This window comes from Micromonospora sp. CA-263727, assembly GCF_050942455.1.
Lineage (GTDB): Bacteria > Actinomycetota > Actinomycetes > Mycobacteriales > Micromonosporaceae > Micromonospora.
The window spans coordinates 2193798-2211312 of sequence record NZ_CP192031.1; the positions used below are offsets into that span (position 1 = coordinate 2193798).

The window sequence follows — 17515 nt, forward strand, 5'->3', positions numbered from 1 at the left end:
GGCTAGCCGCGCAGGCCGAGCCGGGCGAGCACGGAGGCCCAGCGGTCGCTCTCCTCGCGCATGAAGGTCCGGAAGGCGGGGCCCGGCAGGTACCCGTCGGTCCAGCCGAAGCGGGTGCGTGCGCTGGCCCAGCCCGGGTAGGCGTGCAGCCGCGCGATCAGCGTGCGGATCGACTCGGCGTCGGAGTCGGCGAGGTCGGGCGGGGCGACGATGCCGCGCCAGTTGTTGAAGACCGTGTCGAACCCGGCGGACCGCATCGTCGGGGCCGGCAGTTGCGGGACGGGGTCGGCGCTGGTCACGGCGAGCGGGCGGAGATGGCCCTCCGAGATCTGGTTGGCGTACTCGCTGAGCCCGGACATGCCGAACGCGACCTCGCGGCCGAGGATCGCCGCCAGCAGGTCGCCGCCGCCGTCGTACCGCCGGTAGGCGACCCTGGTCGGGGCGAGGCCGATGGCGTCGGCGACCAGCATGGTGGCGAGGTGGTCCGGTCCGCCGACCGACGAGCCGCCGCCGATCAGCATGGCGGCCGGGTCGGCGCGCCAGGCCGAGAGGAGCGTGTCCAGGTCGCGGTGGGGCGAGTCGCGGGTCACCACGATGACCGCCGGCTCCTGCACCAGCCGGGCGATCGGTGTCATCTCCTGTAGCGTGACCGGGGATCCGCTGGCGCTCTGTGCCCCGATGACGCCGAGTCCCATCATCATCGCCAGTTGGCCGTTGCCGCGTTCGTAGGCGAGCCGGCGGAGCCCGGCCACCCCGCCGCCGCCGGGCAGGTTGAAGACCTCGATGCCGCGGGCGATCCCGGCCGCGTCGAGGGTGTTCGCGAGCACCCGGGCGGTGATGTCGTATCCGCTGCCCGGTGGGTTGGGCACCATCAGCCGCAGGTCGGACGGGTCGGGCGAGTGGTCGCAGCCGGCCAGGGACCGGCCGGCGACGGCGGTCCCGGCCAGCGTCAGCGCGCCCGCCAGCAGGTTTCTGCGCCGCACGGGTCGATCCTGCAAGAAACATTCTGGCAATACCAGTCTTGCGGCCGGCCGCCGCACGCACTTTGCTGGTCACACGCGGATCGCGGCTACCGCCAAAAACCTCAAAAGCCCATTTGTGGGTACGCATTGCCGCCGCCACCGGTCTCGGGAGGGAGAGGATCGTGCCGCAACGCCTGTCGCTGGCGGGGCAGATGCTCCTCCTGCAACTCGGCATCGTGCTGTTGGTGGTCCTCGCGGTCGCGGCAGTGTCGATCGCGGAGGCCGATGCGGCGTTCCGGCGCGGCGAGGGTGACCGGCTCCGCTCGGTCGGCGAGAACGCGGCGATCAACCGGACGGTACGGCTGGGGCTGAACAATCCGCTCGGCCACGACGCGCTGGAGACGGTGGCGGAGACGGCGCGGGCGGTCTCCGGCGCCTCCTACGTGGTGGTGACCGATGCCCGCGGCACGATCGTCACCGGCCCGGATGCCGGGCAGCCCGCACCGATGGGGGCGAGCACCGGGCTGACCGGGCGCTCCTGGGTCGGCGTGCTCGACGACGGCAACAAGGAGCTGGTCGCCCACGTGCCGGTCCTGGCCGAGGAGGACGGCCGGTTCATCGGCATGATCATCGTCGGTCGTCCCTATCCGACGCTGGTCGACCAGCTCGGTGCGGCGCTGACCAACCTGCTGACCTACCTGGTGGTCGGGGTCGCGCTCGGTGTCGTCGGCTCGTTGCTGCTGGCCCGCCGGGTCAAGTGGCAGACGCTCGGGCTCGAACCGCGCGAGATCAGCGGCCTGGTCGAGCACCGCGAGGCGATGCTGCACGGCATCAAGGAGGGGGTGATCGGCACCGACACCGCGCACCGGGTGACGCTCGTCAACGACGAGGCGATCCGGCTGCTCGGTCTCGACGCCGACCCGGTCGGGCGGTCGCTGCTCGACCAGGGCCTCGAACGGCGGCTGCTGGACGTGCTGACCGGGGAGGTGACCGGGGTCGACCAGGTGGTGCTCAGCGACGACCGGGTCATCGTGCTCAACCGGCAGTCCGTGGCGCTGCGGGGCCGCCCGGTGGGCGCGGTGACCACGCTGCGCGACCGCACCGAGCTGACCGCGCTGCGCCGGGAGTTGGACGTGAGCCGGAACACCACCGACACGCTGCGGGCGCAGGCGCACGAGTTCGTCAACCGGCTGCACACCATCGCCGGCCTGGTCGAGTTGGGTGAGCACGACGAGGTGGTCCGCTACATCACGCGTACCAGCGAGTTGCGGGAGAGCCTGAGCCGGGAGGTGACCCGGCTGATCCGCGATCCGGCGCTGGCCGCTCTGCTGATCGCCAAGGCGAGCCTGGCGGCCGAGCAGGGCGTGACATTGTCCATCATGGACGACTCGGATCTGCCGGCGGTCGGGGAGTTGCCGGGCGGTGGTGACCAGCTCTCCGTGGACCTGGTGACGGTCGCCGGCAACCTGGTCGACAACGCGCTCGACGCGATCGGTCCGGGCGGGCGGGTGGAGGTCTCCGTGGTCGCCGACGCGATCGAGGTCGTGGTGACCGTGCGCGACTCGGGCGCCGGGGTGGCGTCGGCGTTGGTCGAGCGGGTGTTCGAGCAGGGCTACAGCACCAAGGACCGCGAGCAGGGCCACCACGGGCTCGGCCTGGCGATGATCCGGCTGATCTGTGTGCATCGGGGCGGCAGCGTCTCGGTCGACGGTGCGACGTTCGTCGCCCGGCTTCCCTTCGCACTGGAGGCGGTGGCATGACCCGGGTGCTCGTCGTCGACGACGACTTCATGGTGGCCCGGGTGCACTGCGGTTTCGTGGACCGGATCCCCGGCTTCACCGTCGTCGGTGTGGCCCACACGGGGGCCGACGCGCTCGTCCAGATCCCGGCGCTCCGGCCCGACCTGGTGCTGCTCGACATCTACCTGCCCGACATCACCGGCCTGGAGGTGATGCGGCGGCTGCGGGAGTCCGGCGACGGCCCGGACGTGCTGGCCGTGACGGCGGCCCGCGACGTGCCGACCGTACGCGCGGCGCTGCGTGGCGGTGTCGTGCACTACGTCCTGAAGCCGTTCGGTTTCGAGGTGCTCCGGGACCGGTTGGAGCGCTACGCGGCGGCGTACGGGCGGCTCGCCGGCGCCGACTCGGTCGGGCAGGACGACGTCGACGAACTCTTCGTGGCGTTGCGCCCGACCCAGTCGACGCTGCCGAAGGGGCTGACCGCGGCGACCGCCGAGGTGATCGCGGAGACGCTGCGGGAGCACCCCGGCGACCTGTCGGCCGGTGAGTGTGGGGAGAAGACCGGCCTGTCGCGGGTGAGCGTGCGGCGTTACCTTGAGCACTTCGTGAGCACCGGGAAGGCGGAGGTGCGGTTGCGTTACGGAGCTGCCGGCCGCCCGCAACGCCGCTACCGGTGGATCGCGGGACCAGAAGTTTCACAACGAACTCCGGTTACGTAACGGTGACTGGCGTCTTCGGTGTGGGCAGCATCACCGCTCAGCATTATCCGACGCAGCATTCCCGAAACATGTGCTTCACGGCGTGGCAACGCGTCGTGCAAGGAGGTCGATATGGTTCATCCGGTCATCCCTACGAGCCCCGGGCCGGGTCTTCACCGGTCACGTCGGGCGTTCCTGGCCGCCGCCGTGGCAGCGCTGCTGACCACGAACGCCGCCTGTGCGAAGGACACGGCCGACGGTGCCGGCAACGGCGACGCGGCCGCGTACCCGACGAGGACCCTACAGTTGATGGCGCCCGCGGCGCCCGGCGGCGGCTGGGACCTCACCGCCCGGTCGCTCCAGAAGGCGATCACCGACGGCAAGCTGGTGAACCAGTCGGTCGAGGTCTTCAACGTGCCCGGGGCCGCCGGCACGCTCGGTCTCGCCCAGCTGGTGTCGAAGAACAGCGGCGATCCGCACACCCTGATGGTGACCGGGCTGGTCATGGTCGGCGGGGTGGTGACCAACAAGGCGCCGATCAGCCTCGCGGAGGTCACGCCGATCGCCACGCTGACCGCGGAGCAGGAGGTCATCGTCGTCCCGGCGAACTCCAAGTACCAGACCCTCGCCCAGCTCATGGAGGACGCCAAAGCCAACCCCACGTCGATCAACTGGGGTGGCGGCTCGGCGGGCGGCACCGACCAGATCCTCGTCGGCCTGCTCGCCAAGGCGGCGGGCGCAAACCCCAAGCAGATGAAGTACGTCGCCTACTCGGGCGGCGGCGAGTCGAAGGCCGCGCTGCTGGCCGGCGACCTGACCGCCGCGGTCTCCGGGCAGAGCGAGTTCCGGGACCTTGTCGCGAGCGGCAAGGTGCGTGCGCTGGCGGTCTCCGGCAGCACCGGCATCGACCTCGGCAACGGCACCCCGACCAGGACCATCAAGGAGGAGGGGTACGACGTCGAGCTGATGAACTGGCGCGCGCTGGTGGCCCCGCCCCGGATCGACGCCTCGGCCAAGCAGGCGATCACCGACCTGGTCGACCGGGTGCACGCCTCGTCGTCGTGGAAGTCCATCATGGCCGAACAGGGCTGGGAGGACTTCTACAAGAGCGGTGACGAGGCGGTCGCGTTCTTCACGAGCGAGAACACGCGGATCACTGCGGTGCTGACCGAGATCGGCATGGGCTGACCATGGCCGTCACGTTCGGCGAGCCGGTGGGCCGGTCCCGAAAGGACCGGCCCACCGGCCGTTTCCTGGCCCAGACGATCGTTGCGGTCGGGCTGCTGGCCGTCGGGATCGTGCTGTTCTGGATCGCGATAGAGGCGGCGGAGGGCGATTTCGACCCGCAGGGGCCACGCCTGGCGCCGGTCCTCGTGACCGGCGCCTGGGTGGCGGTCTGCGCCGTCTACCTGGTGCAGCTCCGCCCCGGGCGGGCCCCGGCGGCCACCGCCGCCGAGCCCTCCCCCGACGACGCCGAGCCGGCCCGCGATGGGGCCGAGCCGCCCCGCGAAGGCGCTGAGTCGGCCTCCGGCGGCGACGGGTCGGTGCCCGACCCGGACGAACCGGGGCCGGGCGAGCGCGCCCCGGTGACGCTGGGGGCGCCCGTGCTGGTGGCGGCCGGGCTGGTCGGCTTCGCGGTCGCCCTGGAGTACGCCGGCTTCGTCATCTCCGCCGTCGGCTTCTTCGTCTGGACGGCCCGCGTGCTGGGCAGCCGTAACTGGATCCGCGACAGCGTGGTGGCCGTCGCCCTCTCGCTGGCCATCTACCTGTCGTTCACCAGGCTGCTCGACCTCTTCCTGCCCGGCGGTGTCCTGCCGATATGAACGTCTTCGGTGATCTGCTCTCCGGCTTCGGCACGGTGCTGAGCCCGGAATATCTGCTCTACGCCGCGATCGGCGTCACGCTCGGCACCTTCGTCGGCGTGCTGCCCGGCATCGGGCCCGCGCTGACGATCGCGCTCCTGCTGCCGGTGACGTTCAGCCTCGACGAGCCGATCGGCGCGTTCATCATGTTCGCCGGCATCTACTACGGCGCCATGTACGGCGGGTCGACGACCTCGATCCTGCTGAACACCCCGGGCGAGTCGGCCTCGGTGGCGACCGCCATCGAGGGGTACCAGATGGCGCGGCGGGGCCGGGCCAAGGCCGCGTTGGCGACGGCGGCCATCGGTTCGTTCGTCGCCGGCACCATCTCCACCCTGCTGCTGAGCGTCTTCGCGCAGCCGGTGGCGAAGCTCGCCACCACGTTCCGGGCGGCGGACTACTTCGCGTTGACCCTGCTCGCGATGGTGGCGGTGACCGCGCTGGTCGGCCGCTCGCTCGTCCGGGGACTGATCTCCCTGGTCCTCGGGCTCTTCCTCGGTCTCGTCGGCCTCGACGGGCTCACCGGCCAGGCCCGGTTCACCTTCGGCACCATGGAGCTGCTCGAAGGCATCGACGTCGTGGTGGTGATCGTCGGGCTCTTCGCGATCGGCGAGACGCTGCACGTGGCGAGCCGGCTGCGGCAGCTCCCCGAGCACATCGCGCCGCTCTCGACCGGTCGGTCGGCCGGCTTCGGCTGGATGAGCCGGGACGACTGGCGTCGGTCGTGGCGGCCGTGGCTGCGGGGCACCGCGCTCGGCTTCCCGTTCGGCGCGCTGCCCTCCGGCGGAGCCGACGTGCCGACGTTCCTCTCCTACACCTACGAGAAGCACCGGTCGAAGAACAAGGAGCAGTTCGGCAAGGGCGCGATCGAGGGCGTCGCCGGGCCGGAGGCCGCGAACAACGCGGCGTTCTCCGGCGTACTGGTGCCGATGCTGACGCTCGGCATCCCGACGTCGGCGACGGCGGCGGTCATGCTCGCCGCGTTCCAGATCTTCAACCTGCAACCCGGGCCGCAGCTCTTCGACCGGTCACCCGAGCTGGTCTGGGCGCTGATCGCGTCGCTCTACATCGGCAACGTGCTGCTGCTGGCGCTGAACCTGCCGCTGATCAAGCTCTGGGTCAAGGTGCTCCAGATCCCCCGACCGTTGCTCTACTCCGGCATCCTGCTCTTCGCCACGCTCGGCGTGTACGCCGCGACGAGCAGCGTGAACCAGGTCTTCATCGCGTACGCCATCGGGGTGCTCGGGTGGGGGATGCGCCACTTCGACTTCCCGATCGCGCCGGTCATCCTCGGTGTGATCCTCGGACCGATGATGGAGTTGCAGTTCCGGCGGGCGCTGCTGGTCGGCAACGGCGATCTGACGATCTTCGTGACCCGGCCGCTCACCCTCACCCTGCTGGTGCTCACCGTGCTGGCGCTGGTGGTGCCCTACCTGCCGCGCATCATCGCGCGGCTGCGCGGCCGGCGCACCACGCCGGACCGGCTGGTCTTCGCCGAGGACGACTGACCGGACCGGCCTTGGACACCGGGCGCCCCCGATGCCGTTCCACCGGCACGGGGGCGCCCCTCACCAGGTGAGGCCGCAGGTCAGGCGACGCCGGTGGGGCGGAACTGGACGCTGACCCGGGGACCGACCGGGCGGGCGGTCTTGGGCACCGCGTGCTCCCAGGTGCGCTGGCAGGAACCGCCCATCACGACCAGGTCGCCGTGGCCGAGCGGGAGACGCAGGCCGGCCCCGCCGCCGCGCGGGCGCAGCAGCAGGTGGCGGGGCGAGCCGAAGGAGACGATGGCGACCATCGTGTCGGTGTGCGCGGAGCGGCCGTGGGTGTCGCCGTGCCAGGCCACGCTGTCCCGCCCGTCGCGGTAGAGGCACATGCCGGCGGTGACGAAGGGCTCGCCCAGCTCGTCGGCGTAGTGCCGGGTCAGCGCCGCCCGCGCGGCCAGCAACACCGGATGCGGCAACGGCCGGCCGCTGCCGTACCAGCAGAGCAGCCGGGGCACGTCCACCTCGGAGTCGTACATGGTGCGCCGCTCGGCCCGCCACGGCACCTCCCGCAGCAGCACGTCGAGCACCTGGTCGGAGCCCTGCACCCAGCCCGGCAGATGGTCGACCCAGGCCCCCCGGTCGAGCGGCTGCCGGCGCAACCGCCCGCCCAGCGCCCCAAGAGCGGGCGGCGCGTCGGTGACGTCAAGCATCGACGGCTGGTACGCAACCTGCGACATGAGCCCACCCTAGCAGGGGATTAGCACACCCGTGCGAACGGCGGATCTGGGGACGTGGCGTGCCGTGCCCGTCGTGCTGCCTGATCGGGCTACCCTCACCCGGTTGCTCGCTGGACCGGGACTGGAGCGAAGGCGTGGGTCAATCGCGAGAGATCGAGGTCAAGTACCGCGTCGGCGACCTGGCCGCACTGGAGGCCGAGCTGCACCGTCGAGGCGTCGCCGTATCGCCCCCGGTACACCAGGACGACCAGGCGTACGCCCAGGACGGCTGGCGCTACGGCATGAGCAAGCTCGGTGTCAGCTTCGCCAGGCTCCGCACCCAGGACGGTCGCTACCTGTTCACCCTCAAGCGGCCCACAGACAACGAGCTGGCCTGCCTGGAGTTCGAGACCGAGGTGGCCGACCGCGACCAGATGCACGAAGCTATCCAGTACATGGGCTTCCGTCCCACGGTCCGAATCGTCAAGACGCGTCGCACAGCTCGGCTCGGCCAGCGGTCCCTGTGCCTTGACGACGTCGAGCACCTCGGGGCGTTCCTGGAAGTCGAGGAGGTCATCGGGTCGGGGCGGTCGGGCGAGGCCGTACAAGCCGAGCTGCACGCCTTCGCACTCTCCCTCGGGGTCGAGTTGGCACGCACCACCGACACGTACGACTCGCTCATCCGCGCGGCGTCGGCTGGCGTCTAGGTCGAAGTCACACCCGGCCAAGGGCCGTCGCCGCCATCGGTGAACTGGCCGCTGGTCGGCCTACGATTCGTAGCAAGAACGGAGTTCGGGCCGAAACACACGAATTCAGCCGAGACAACCACGCCGATCACACGGACCACGCCAGCGACCATGATCATTGACCCGCGATGACCGACGTGGCCCCGGTTGACCCCCGGTGGTACCTGCTGGAGAGCACACAGCGCACACATCAAAACAAGATCGTGAGCCCCGCCAGCTCCCTGGCTCGGGCGTCACCGGTTGGAAGAAGCTGGCAGGCGTCGTCTTTCCACTCGGACCCTGTCGGCAGTCGGCTCAGTCGGCGTGATCACGTGGCAACGTGGATCCCGAGGTCAACGATTGTGTCGGCGCGCATGGTGTCGGTTGGCTGCGGCCTTTCGGCGGCCTTGGTGGCCACGAGGTCGGCCACGTGTTCCAGCGGGACGTCGGCCGCCAAGGTCAGTCTGAACTCGACCGCCACCGTTGTGCCTTCCCTTGGTCTCGCCGTGCGGTCTGCACGATGTCTTGGTTAGAGATGAAGGATCGTGTCGTAGTCGTCGTCGTACCATCCGTCCCTGTTGTGTAGCTGGATGGTTCCCGCGACACGCGTGAGCATCAGGACGTCGCCGTTGAGAGTCAGGCCGGCGTCCTGGGTCGTGCCGGCAAGAATCGTGGCAACGGTCGCGAGCATATGAGGTTTGCCCTTGTCGGCGATGGTATCTTTCCGCATGTAGAAGTTGACGTCGACGTAGGCCTCCGGCTCCCATTCCCACAGGGCGCCACCGTCGTCTTCGGCGCAGTAGTAGCCGTGTCTGCCCCCGGTGATGTCGATGACGTACCCGTGCTCGTCGTTGAGGTCGGCGGTGAGCATCCGGCCGCCGGAGGCTGTGGACGTCTCGGTAGCTCCGGGAACAGCAAGCTGCGCTACCTGCTCCAGTGGGAGGTCTCCCGCGAGCGTCAGCCGGTACTCGATAGCCATCCGCATCCCTTCATCAGCTTCTCCGGATGATCTGAATGATCGCACCGTGGCGCGTTACCGCAGCAAGTTCCTTGAGCCCGGTGATGGGCCAGTCGTGGAACTGTTTGTGCAGGGCAGCAACGTCTCCTCGCCAATCGTGGAGGTTCAGCATCACCCGTTGGGTCTGCTGTGCGTCGATCTTCTTGGACACCGCACTCCAGACGGCGCGTGGCGGCACGGTCGGCGTGGGCGCGTAGCAGTCGAAGACGTGCCCCTCGATGAGGAAGTCGGGTGCCTTCTCTGGCTTCCCGGTGTCCCCGGTGTGGAGTCGAGCGTCCGCGACCTCCTGCCTCGTAGGGTTCTGGTGAACCCGGTACCCGTGGCTGGCGACCCGGTCGGCACACTCGTTCTCCAACTCCAGGGAGCGCCGTTCCCGTGGCTTCTCGTTTGCTGAGATGCGAGTTCGGGACCCGGTAGGTGATCCGCCGGGAGGGCCGGTGGGACGCCTGCTCCAAGGGGTTCCCGCGTGAGCATCTATGGATGCGGCGCCGCCCAGGTCTGGGATCGTCGGAGGCGGGCCGCCGGTGGTCGCCGGAGTAGGGCTGGCCGGTGTCTGACCTCCAGCCCACGCTAGTTTCCCGACGACCCCAACTGCCGTGCCTCGGCGATCGCGGCTTCGATGTGCTGGCGGGCGCCGCCGGTGCGGGTGACGACGAGTGCCAGGACCTGTTTGATGCTGTCGAGGGCTTGCAGGAGCGGTCCGGGTTGCCCGCCCTGCAAAGTCATGGTCACGAGTTTCTGAGCCTCGCCGACATGACCGATGGTCACGGCAGCGGCATCCCGAGCGTTGTCGACAGCGCTCTGCACAGGGGCGAGTCCGGCGATTGTCTGCTGCGGGGTGGCTTCCTGGGGCACTGCCGTGGTGGCTTTCGTCGCCTCACCGATCGCGTTGGCGATGTTTCCCAGGCCGCCCTGAATGCTGGTGATCGCGTCGCGTACCCGGGCCATGCCCGCCGCGACGACGACGAAGCCGGCACCCGCGGCCCGCATCGCCACCTGCTGCGCCTGATTGTCGGCACCGGCTGCCAGCCCTTGGGCCCGTTCGACCCCGGTCATCAACACGCGGAGCTCACCGGTGATCTTCTCGATATGCGACACGTAGCCGGCATCCCCTGATCAAAGTCACTGAAGGTATTTCACGGCTGAAACTACCGGGGTCCACGCACAGGCACCAGACGCTGACAGGCGGCCGGAACCGCGGGCGGCCGCCGTGCGCGGTGGCTCCGCAGCGAACGGTCACCTTGATGGGGACCGCTTTCCGTCGCCCGAGTTTGTCGAGGCTTGCGACAGAGCGCTGAGGACCGACGGTGCCTTGATGCGGCTGCTCCCGCAGCTCGAAAAGCGGCGGGAAGGCGAGCGCGAGCGTGCAGCCACCTCTGCGAGCAGCCATGCTGGTGTCAGCGGCCTGCTGCCGGCGTCCGCATCGCTGGCTGACATGGTCATCCGGGTTCCGTTCCAGCCAGGCGTCCTCGACCGTGCCGCCCTGGACTGGCTGAACACTCCCGCCGCGCGCCCTTGGTCCGCGACCCAACGATCCGATTCGCCTGACGGGACTACCGAAGAAGATCTCTTCTCCGCCGAAACCGCCCTGACCATGTTTCGGCAACTGGACCACACCCACGGCGCCGGACGGGTCCATGTCAAGGTGCAGCGATATGTCGAAGGCGAGCTGAACCGGCTGCTGGCGAACAGCCCTGCCTCGGAAGCCATTGGCGCTGCACTGTGGTGATCCCGAGCCGGCGCTGCGGATGGCGCTCTCGGCGGTAACAGGAAGTGAACCCCAGGCGACACCAGCGGTGAGCGCCGCACTGCACGCCGTGGTAGCACGCGCGTACGCCCGCCTCGGACGCGAACGCGACTGCCTGACCCACCTCGACATCGCAGAGGGACAACTGGGCAGCAGTACCCCCGACGACGAACCGACTTGGATCCGTTACCTCACTCCGGCGTACCTGGCTGACGAGGTCGCACACTGCTTTCACGATCTGGGCAGACCACAGCAGACCCAACGGCACCTGAGTGATGCTCTCGCCGCGCTGGATCCCACTCATGTCCGTCGACTCGCCATCGACACCGCGCTCCTGGCGTCGTCGCTGGCTGCCGCCGGACACATCGATGAAGCGTGCGCGACCGCCCGGGTAGCGGTGGATCACGCCGCGAGGACTGCATCGCACCGTTGCTTGCAGCGCATCGTCGAGGTGCAGGCCGACCTTGAGCCTTACCGGTGCGAACCAGAGGTTCGGGTGTTCGGCGAGTACGTACGGCACCAACTGCCGCTCGCGGCCGTCTGATGCCGCCTATCCGTTCGCCGCAGCCATCACTACGGTGCGGTAGTGCGCCAGTTCCGCCTCCAGAGCCGTGCCCGCCGCTGCGGACGTCGCCACGTAGTGACCGACACCGGAAAGAAGCAGCAGTCTGTGGGTCACATCGCGAGCCGCCAACTGGTCGGTGAGTCGCCGGACGTCCTCGACCACGGCCACGTTGTCGGCAGTGCCGTGAATGAACAGCACAGGTCGTTGGAGGGCGGTGGCCTGGACGCGCCCGGCACCGCCTCGCAGTCGCATGGCATGTGCACGCTGGAACCGTGGCACCGTCTCGGCCCACCGATCTGGATCCACGATCGCCGACACAGCGGTGGCAGCGGCGAAGGGTCCGTTCCGGGAAACCGCGTGCAGCGCGGTGTGTCCACCGGCGCTGGCGCCACGGATGAAGATCTGTCCTGGTATCGCCTGTCCGGCCGCCAGCAGATGGGTCGCCACTGCCGTGCAGTCGTCGACGTCGTCCAAGCCCCACCGGCCATACAGCGATTCGCGAAAGGCGCGGCCGTAGCCGGTGCTGCCGAGGTAGTCGACGTCTACGACGGCGAACCCGCGACTGGTGAAGAACTGTGCCTGCCAGTCCAGGCGCAGCAGGCAGGAGGCAGTGGGCCCAGGATGAGCCCGAACGATCACGGGTGCCCGCCAGTCCGCCGTCGAGTCCGTCGGCGGATACATCAGGGCCAACACCTCGCGGCCACCTGCGACCTGGACCCGCAGCTCCGTTGGCGTCGACACCCGGGCACCGGAGAGTTCGGCGTGCTCTGACTTGGCGAGCACCTCTACCCGCGGATTGTCATGAGCCAGGTGCACCAACGCGACCTGGGGCGCAGCCGTCGGCGACGAACCGATCAATGCCACCGTCGTTCCTTGCGTCGCCAGGTAGGGCTTGATCGACGTGTACGGGAGATCGACAGGGCGAACCGCGCCACGAGGGTCGATGACGACCAGACGGTGCCGCGGGCCTTCCTGTACCGCCATGACGATTCGGTCATCGCCGAGAAAGTCATAGGACGTGTAGCCCAGCTCCCACGGCTCCGCGGCGCACTCACCCGCGATTGGTGCCACCGCCTCGACCTCGTGGCCATCCCACCGGAACAGGTTCCACCAGCCGTCGCGATCTGACACGAAGTACAGCGCTCCGTCAGGCCCCCACCTGGGTTCCACCGCCGACTCGCCCCGGCCGCCGGCAACCTTCGACGGGCTTTCGATGTGCCCCTGGGACGAATACGGGGCGACCCACAGCTCACAGGCGTCCCAGGGCATGTCGCGCTCACTCCAAGCGGACCAGGCCAACAAGCCTGGCCCCGGCCGAGGCGCACTCAGGAATCCCCTGCTCGCGATGAGGGTGCGCTGCCGCGGTGTGCCGGTGAGCGGCATCGCAACCAGTTCGTCTCCGCGCTCTGTCTCCCGCACCGCCAGCAACTCGCCGTCGCCAGCAGTCAAATCTCCCATCGATACCGGACTGACCAGTTCGAGTTCATCGCCATGACGACGAGTCCGGTAAAGACCACCTGCGCCAACGCACCAAAGCGTCCCATCCGCGATAACGAACGATCCGCCACCGTATGCGTGAACGTCGTTGGTGACGTCGAACCCCACGGGGCTGACGTCACGTGTGCCCTCGTCGCGTCTCCACCGGGTCAGTGTCGCGACCCCGCCAGCGTCGGGCCGAGTCTCCAGCCAATAGAGGGAGCCGTTCAAGGCGCGGAGCTGGTCATAGCTCACCGAGGCGCGGACGGCGTCTGCCACCGAGACCACGGCGATGTCATCCGCCAGTCCCACGGCGCCTCCTCAAACAACTCTGTGTCGTGACACTAACGACACGATCCTGCGTCAAGCGGGCCCAGCGCTTCGGCGGACCCGGGGATTGGGTTGCGAGGTCCTCGCGTCTGGCCGACTCTACGCCCAAACCTCCGAGCCTTGCGCTGGGGCGTTCTGTCTCAGCTGCCCATCGGGGTGCCACTCCTCGCTCGACAACTTCGATGCGGACAACTGCCTCCGTCCGCATTCTCGATGTCGACCAGGCATTCAATCCGAGCGACAATTTTCTGGAAGGATCCTTTCTGGCCGTTCGGCAATCTGCGTCTGTGCGATCAAGATCGCAAGTTTGGGGCGAAGTGCAATGAAATTGCGTACGGAGGCTGGCGCGGAATGGCGAACCCGGCAGCCGCCCGCCCTGGCGCCTGCGATTCCACACGACTGGCTTCATCTGCTGGCGATCGCCGTCGGCCAGCAGCTATCCGTTGCATCCCATCCAAGAAGGACGTTCCTCATGCTGTCCGCAGTAATCCGTCCGGCCGCCTTACCTCCGCCGCTCGGACGCAACATGATGAGGTGGCTAACTGCTCGGCTTGCCACCGTTTTTGCCGCCGCTACCGTGACCGAGACGGGCGATACGGCGTCGTCGTGCGCGTGGGGGTACGCGGTCCGGCGTGAGTGTTCCGGGTGCAAGCGGTCAGTGTGGGCAACGGTCAGCCTAGCGGACCGTCGTTGACGGTATTCAAGATGAACCGGGCGCGGTCGCGGCAGCGGGCGTATGGGACACGGATGATCGGTATCGCTGCGGACTGGTAAACCTCGTCGATGGCCTGCACCAGACGCTGACAGAACCGTGTCTCCGTCCGATTGAGTGTCGGGACGCGGCCCGGCGGCTCCTCGACCAGGAACGCCGTATCGTAGCGAGAGGTGCGGCAGGCATTCTCGTTTAGTCAGGGCTCAACGGCCATCGCCCAACGCACGAGTAGGCCAGGTGATCTCTGTTCGTGTCAGTCCGCTTTCTCTTTCGTCGTGGCGAGCTACCAATCAAGGGACTTCCGTTGGAAGAAGAGTCCTCCGGTTGGCCCGTCTGACGGCAACGTGGCAAGCCATACGAAGGTTTCCGAGGCTTCGTCGGGCGTTTGGGTCGCCTTTCCGTAGGCCATACGGGTGTCAACCTTTCCTGGTGAAGCGGCGTTCACGAGGATTCCGTCGTTCTTGAGCTCAGCCGCGAGGATGCAGGTCAGAGCGTTTATCCCGACCTTGGACACCCGGTAGGAAACGCTGCCTGTGCCCATCTCGCCGAATGTGCCCATGTGGCTGGTGACGTTGACGATTCTGCCGTAGCCGTTCTTTCTCATCTCGGGTATGGCTGCGGTGCAGCAGCGCCAGGTTCCCAGGATGTTGGTGTCCAGTGTGGATCGCACCTTCTCGATGTCGGCGCTGGCTGCTGCTTGGCCACGGTCGATGGCGATGCCGGCGTTGTTCACGAGGATGTCCAAGCGCCCGTACTGATAGCCGACGTCCGCCATGGCGCGAGCGACGCTCGCTGGATCGGCGACGTCGAGTTGATGGCTAGATGCAGACAGTCCTTGCGCGCACAGCTCGTCGGCGGCCCGCGCAGCGGCTTCCTCGGTGCGGGCCGTCACGACCACATGGGCACCTGTCTTGGCAATTCCCCGGGCAATGGCCTTCCCGAGTCCGCGGTTGGAGCCAGTGACAACGGCGACTCGCTTGGACTCACTCATGCGAGCAGACTACGCACGCGTTCGTCCAGCGCGGGTACGGCAGGGTGTCGATGTGCCATGAAGCGACCGTGGATGTCCAGCAAGCGGCGGTCATTGCGCAGATAGGTTGCTCGGTCCCTCGGGAACCCGCAGTGTGGCTGTCGTCCCAACCGTGCCCTTACTCTGAAAAGTCAAGGTGGCGCAATATGTCCTGAGCAAGCTCGAGGTTACCTGCGGCAACAAACTTCTGTCGTCTATCCATTGCTCGTGCGATGTCCGACAATGACTGCAAATTGTAGTCGAGAGTAACCGGTTCGCCTGTAAGATCAAGAACGGTGCCCCCAGTTGAATGTAGAATGTAGTGGCCTGGAGCTAAATCCCATATTGCGAAGCCCTTGGCAAACTCCAGAACGCCTTCTGTGAAGCCTGCCGCGACATGGCAAAGGCTTACCGAACCGAAATCAACCCCGATCCTGCCCCGGCTCTTGCCGTCGCCGTCAGGGCGGTCTAGAGCGTCCATCAGCCGCTCTTGGCGGCTTAAGGGAAGAAATCGCTCACGGGGGCGCATGAGATAGTTCGTGAGAAGCGCGTCCGATAGACGTTTTGGCTTTCGCTGGCCAAGCCTAAAGCAATGACCATCCGCGGTAAACGCGTAAGCGTGGTCTACGCCATCGTCGTCTCGCGTTGCGAGATAGAGCCGAACATGATGGTAGATGTCGCCGACTACCGATACAATCGGCCGCGCGAGTGAGCGTGAGTAGATCATGACGTGCGTGTATCCGAGAAGTCCTCGCACGGCCAGCTCGCTGGTGTCAAGCGGATCAACAAGAATGCACAGATCTGGATCGCTCTCTTTGCCAACCACTTGCGGATCCGCTTCCTCGGAGGCGTAAACGAACGAGTCTATGTGGCGACTTAATAGCTCGCGGTATCGCTCATGCATCCACAAATCATGGACTGACAAAAAGTTGTCCGAGTGCCGTAGGTTCTCGCTCTCGCCGGCCTTACCCGAAAAGGCGGCATCCATCAGTATCGGACGAATCTCAAGCATAAGAGTTTCCACCACATCCGCAGTTCGGCTGGCGAGTTCAGGCAGGTGGGCTGCGCTTCTCATGGCACCTCCAAGGTGGTTACCGTAGTTCGAGGGGTGGTTCGATGCCGGGCGGGTTCATTGTTGCGGCGATGAACACGGCCGAGAAGTCTGCCGCCCGCATTATTTGTGCGCCGGTAAGGTCGTCGAAGCTGGTAGTCTCAAGCTCTGAACCCTTTGTCATCGCGCCGAAAACCGCGAAGTAAAGCAGAGCCTTTGGGTACCTGCGCCGAATTTCGCTAGCGACGAAGCCGACCACGTCCGCGTGCTTGACTTCGAAGTCACAGATAAGGATCGTAGGGGCCTCGCCTGCCTCAGGGTAAAAGGAGCTTGAGGAAAGGGCAATGCTGTCGCGCACTTTGTTGCAGCGGAGGTATCCTATGGCGCATCGGGAGAACTGGGCGGAGGCCAAGAAGCTGGCCATGACCAAGCCCGCTTCGTTGACACCAAAGCAGATGTCAACCTCAAGGCGTCTCCCCAAGTTCTTGATTTGTTTTATAAGGCGCTCGATTCCAAAGCCAAAAGTGGCCCAATCGAGATTTAGTAGATTTCCGGGATGGGGGTTCGGTAATGAAAATACGCATATTTCGGGGTTCCCGTAGTCGACAGTGGGAACGATAAGGTTAAAGTCGGGGCCAGCGCTGTGATCGCGGTGCCCGATTTGTCGATCTGGTTGGGCGGTTGGGTCGGCGATTGCCTGTGCGTGATCACTGGTTTTCGCTGAAAACCTCTTCAGCGACAGCTGCTCCTCGGGAGGGAGGCGCTCGTATGCCTCTGACACCAGATCGCCAGGTGAGATATCTTCAGCGGCGACTCCGAGTGGCCCCCGTCCATATGCTTCGGCAAGGATCAGTAAGCTAGGAAAGGTTGGCGGTGATCCTGAACCTCGGGTGCGTGCCCACGTCTCCCATGCATTGATGGTTGTTCCCCCGAGGGTTGTCTGGTATTCGGTCACCTCGTTATAGCGCAATGCCGCTTGGTCTTGCGAAAGCCCGGCCGCATAGCGATATGCCTGGATGCTGGGAACGTCCGGGTGTCGACTTATCAGCTCGGCCGCGACGGCCTTGACGGATCCCGCCTCCTGCCACAGCTTCTTGCCAAGTCGAGCCAACTCGCGCCCCCGCGCCTGTGGACTTGCGCCCGGACCAGTGGACGTTGATGTACCCATGAAGCCCCCTCTCAGCAGGTGCTGGGCGGTGTGACGGACGACGATCGAGAGCACCATACCCATCCTGATGGGCAAAGGTGGTTCTACGACGCGTTTAGGCTGGTCAGGATTGCCCACAGACCAGCCCGTCTTCGGTCGTTGCCGTAGGTGTGTCTCCATGCTTGAGCTGGCAGTGTCTTCTTCACACAGCTACCAACCGTAAGGGGCGACCGATGTCTCCCTTGATCTGGTCGGGTCGGTTGTGAGGAAT

At 66.9% G+C, this 17515-nt stretch carries 15 protein-coding genes and 2 pseudogenes; 7 read left to right on the forward strand and 10 right to left on the reverse strand.

Annotated elements, in window-relative coordinates; translation table 11 throughout:
- Positions 1-2: 2 nt before the first annotated feature.
- Complete coding sequence (locus tag ACQPYA_RS09975; RefSeq protein WP_433532327.1) at positions 3-983, reverse strand: Bug family tripartite tricarboxylate transporter substrate binding protein; 981 nt, start codon at positions 981-983, stop codon at positions 3-5.
- A gap of 161 nt (positions 984-1144) precedes the next feature.
- Here ACQPYA_RS09975 and ACQPYA_RS09980 point away from each other — a divergent pair, with 161 nt between their 5' ends.
- From ACQPYA_RS09980 to ACQPYA_RS10000, 5 genes are all read left to right on the forward strand, one after another.
- Positions 1145-2722, forward strand: a complete 1578-nt coding sequence (locus tag ACQPYA_RS09980; protein ID WP_433532328.1) for an ATP-binding protein — start codon at positions 1145-1147, stop codon at positions 2720-2722.
- Complete coding sequence (locus ACQPYA_RS09985; protein ID WP_433532329.1) at positions 2719-3420, forward strand: response regulator; 702 nt, start codon at positions 2719-2721, stop codon at positions 3418-3420. The genes ACQPYA_RS09980 and ACQPYA_RS09985 overlap by 4 nt, the downstream gene beginning before the upstream one ends.
- A 111-nt stretch (positions 3421-3531) precedes the next feature.
- The gene (locus ACQPYA_RS09990; protein WP_433532330.1) at positions 3532-4587 is read left to right on the forward strand and encodes a Bug family tripartite tricarboxylate transporter substrate binding protein; all 1056 of its coding nucleotides are present in this window, start codon (positions 3532-3534) and stop codon (positions 4585-4587) included.
- Positions 4588-4589: 2 nt separating this feature from the next.
- Positions 4590-5222 carry a tripartite tricarboxylate transporter TctB family protein gene (locus ACQPYA_RS09995; protein WP_433532331.1) on the forward strand — a complete coding sequence of 211 codons (633 nt, stop codon included), beginning with the start codon at positions 4590-4592 and terminating at the stop codon, positions 5220-5222.
- Complete coding sequence (locus tag ACQPYA_RS10000) at positions 5219-6769, forward strand: tripartite tricarboxylate transporter permease (protein WP_433532332.1); 1551 nt, start codon at positions 5219-5221, stop codon at positions 6767-6769. The genes ACQPYA_RS09995 and ACQPYA_RS10000 overlap by 4 nt, the downstream gene beginning before the upstream one ends.
- Before the next feature lie 80 nt (positions 6770-6849).
- Here ACQPYA_RS10000 and ACQPYA_RS10005 read toward each other — a convergent pair whose 3' ends face one another.
- Positions 6850-7485: an alpha-ketoglutarate-dependent dioxygenase AlkB gene (locus ACQPYA_RS10005; RefSeq protein ID WP_433532333.1), complete on the reverse strand. Its 636-nt coding sequence runs from the start codon at positions 7483-7485 to the stop codon at positions 6850-6852.
- Between the two features lie 134 nt (positions 7486-7619).
- On the opposite strand from ACQPYA_RS10005, the gene ACQPYA_RS10010 reads away from it, so the two are divergent.
- Positions 7620-8171, forward strand: a complete 552-nt coding sequence (locus ACQPYA_RS10010; protein WP_433532334.1) for a class IV adenylate cyclase — start codon at positions 7620-7622, stop codon at positions 8169-8171.
- 394 nt (positions 8172-8565) lie between these two features.
- On the opposite strand, the pseudogene ACQPYA_RS10015 reads toward ACQPYA_RS10010, so the two are convergent.
- From ACQPYA_RS10015 to ACQPYA_RS10030, 4 genes and pseudogenes are all read right to left on the reverse strand, one after another.
- Positions 8566-8670 (reverse strand): annotated as a pseudogene (locus tag ACQPYA_RS10015) (SitI3 family protein); the annotation flags it as partial.
- A gap of 48 nt (positions 8671-8718) precedes the next feature.
- Complete coding sequence (locus ACQPYA_RS10020) at positions 8719-9168, reverse strand: SitI3 family protein (protein ID WP_433532335.1); 450 nt, start codon at positions 9166-9168, stop codon at positions 8719-8721.
- Positions 9169-9181: 13 nt separating this feature from the next.
- Positions 9182-9604 (reverse strand): hypothetical protein, encoded by a 423-nt coding sequence (locus tag ACQPYA_RS10025; RefSeq protein WP_433533449.1) that lies wholly within the window; start codon positions 9602-9604, stop codon positions 9182-9184.
- A 173-nt stretch (positions 9605-9777) separates the two neighbouring features.
- Positions 9778-10305 carry a DUF6244 family protein gene (locus ACQPYA_RS10030; RefSeq protein ID WP_433532336.1) on the reverse strand — a complete coding sequence of 176 codons (528 nt, stop codon included), beginning with the start codon at positions 10303-10305 and terminating at the stop codon, positions 9778-9780.
- Positions 10306-10456: 151 nt separating this feature from the next.
- Here ACQPYA_RS10030 and ACQPYA_RS10035 point away from each other — a divergent pair.
- Positions 10457-11498, forward strand: a pseudogene (locus tag ACQPYA_RS10035) (helix-turn-helix domain-containing protein); the annotation flags it as partial.
- A gap of 6 nt (positions 11499-11504) precedes the next feature.
- Here the strand turns inward: ACQPYA_RS10035 and ACQPYA_RS10040 are convergent.
- The 4 genes from ACQPYA_RS10040 to ACQPYA_RS10055 form a co-directional block, all read right to left on the reverse strand.
- Positions 11505-13307, reverse strand: a complete 1803-nt coding sequence (locus tag ACQPYA_RS10040) for a prolyl oligopeptidase family serine peptidase (protein ID WP_433532337.1) — start codon at positions 13305-13307, stop codon at positions 11505-11507.
- A 1013-nt stretch (positions 13308-14320) separates the two neighbouring features.
- Positions 14321-15028 (reverse strand): SDR family NAD(P)-dependent oxidoreductase, encoded by a 708-nt coding sequence (locus tag ACQPYA_RS10045; RefSeq protein ID WP_433532338.1) that lies wholly within the window; start codon positions 15026-15028, stop codon positions 14321-14323.
- A 157-nt stretch (positions 15029-15185) separates the two neighbouring features.
- Positions 15186-16121 carry an inositol monophosphatase family protein gene (locus ACQPYA_RS10050; protein ID WP_433532339.1) on the reverse strand — a complete coding sequence of 312 codons (936 nt, stop codon included), beginning with the start codon at positions 16119-16121 and terminating at the stop codon, positions 15186-15188.
- Positions 16122-16137: 16 nt separating this feature from the next.
- Positions 16138-17322: a hypothetical protein gene (locus ACQPYA_RS10055; protein ID WP_433532340.1), complete on the reverse strand. Its 1185-nt coding sequence runs from the start codon at positions 17320-17322 to the stop codon at positions 16138-16140.
- Between the last annotated feature and the right edge of the window lie 193 nt (positions 17323-17515).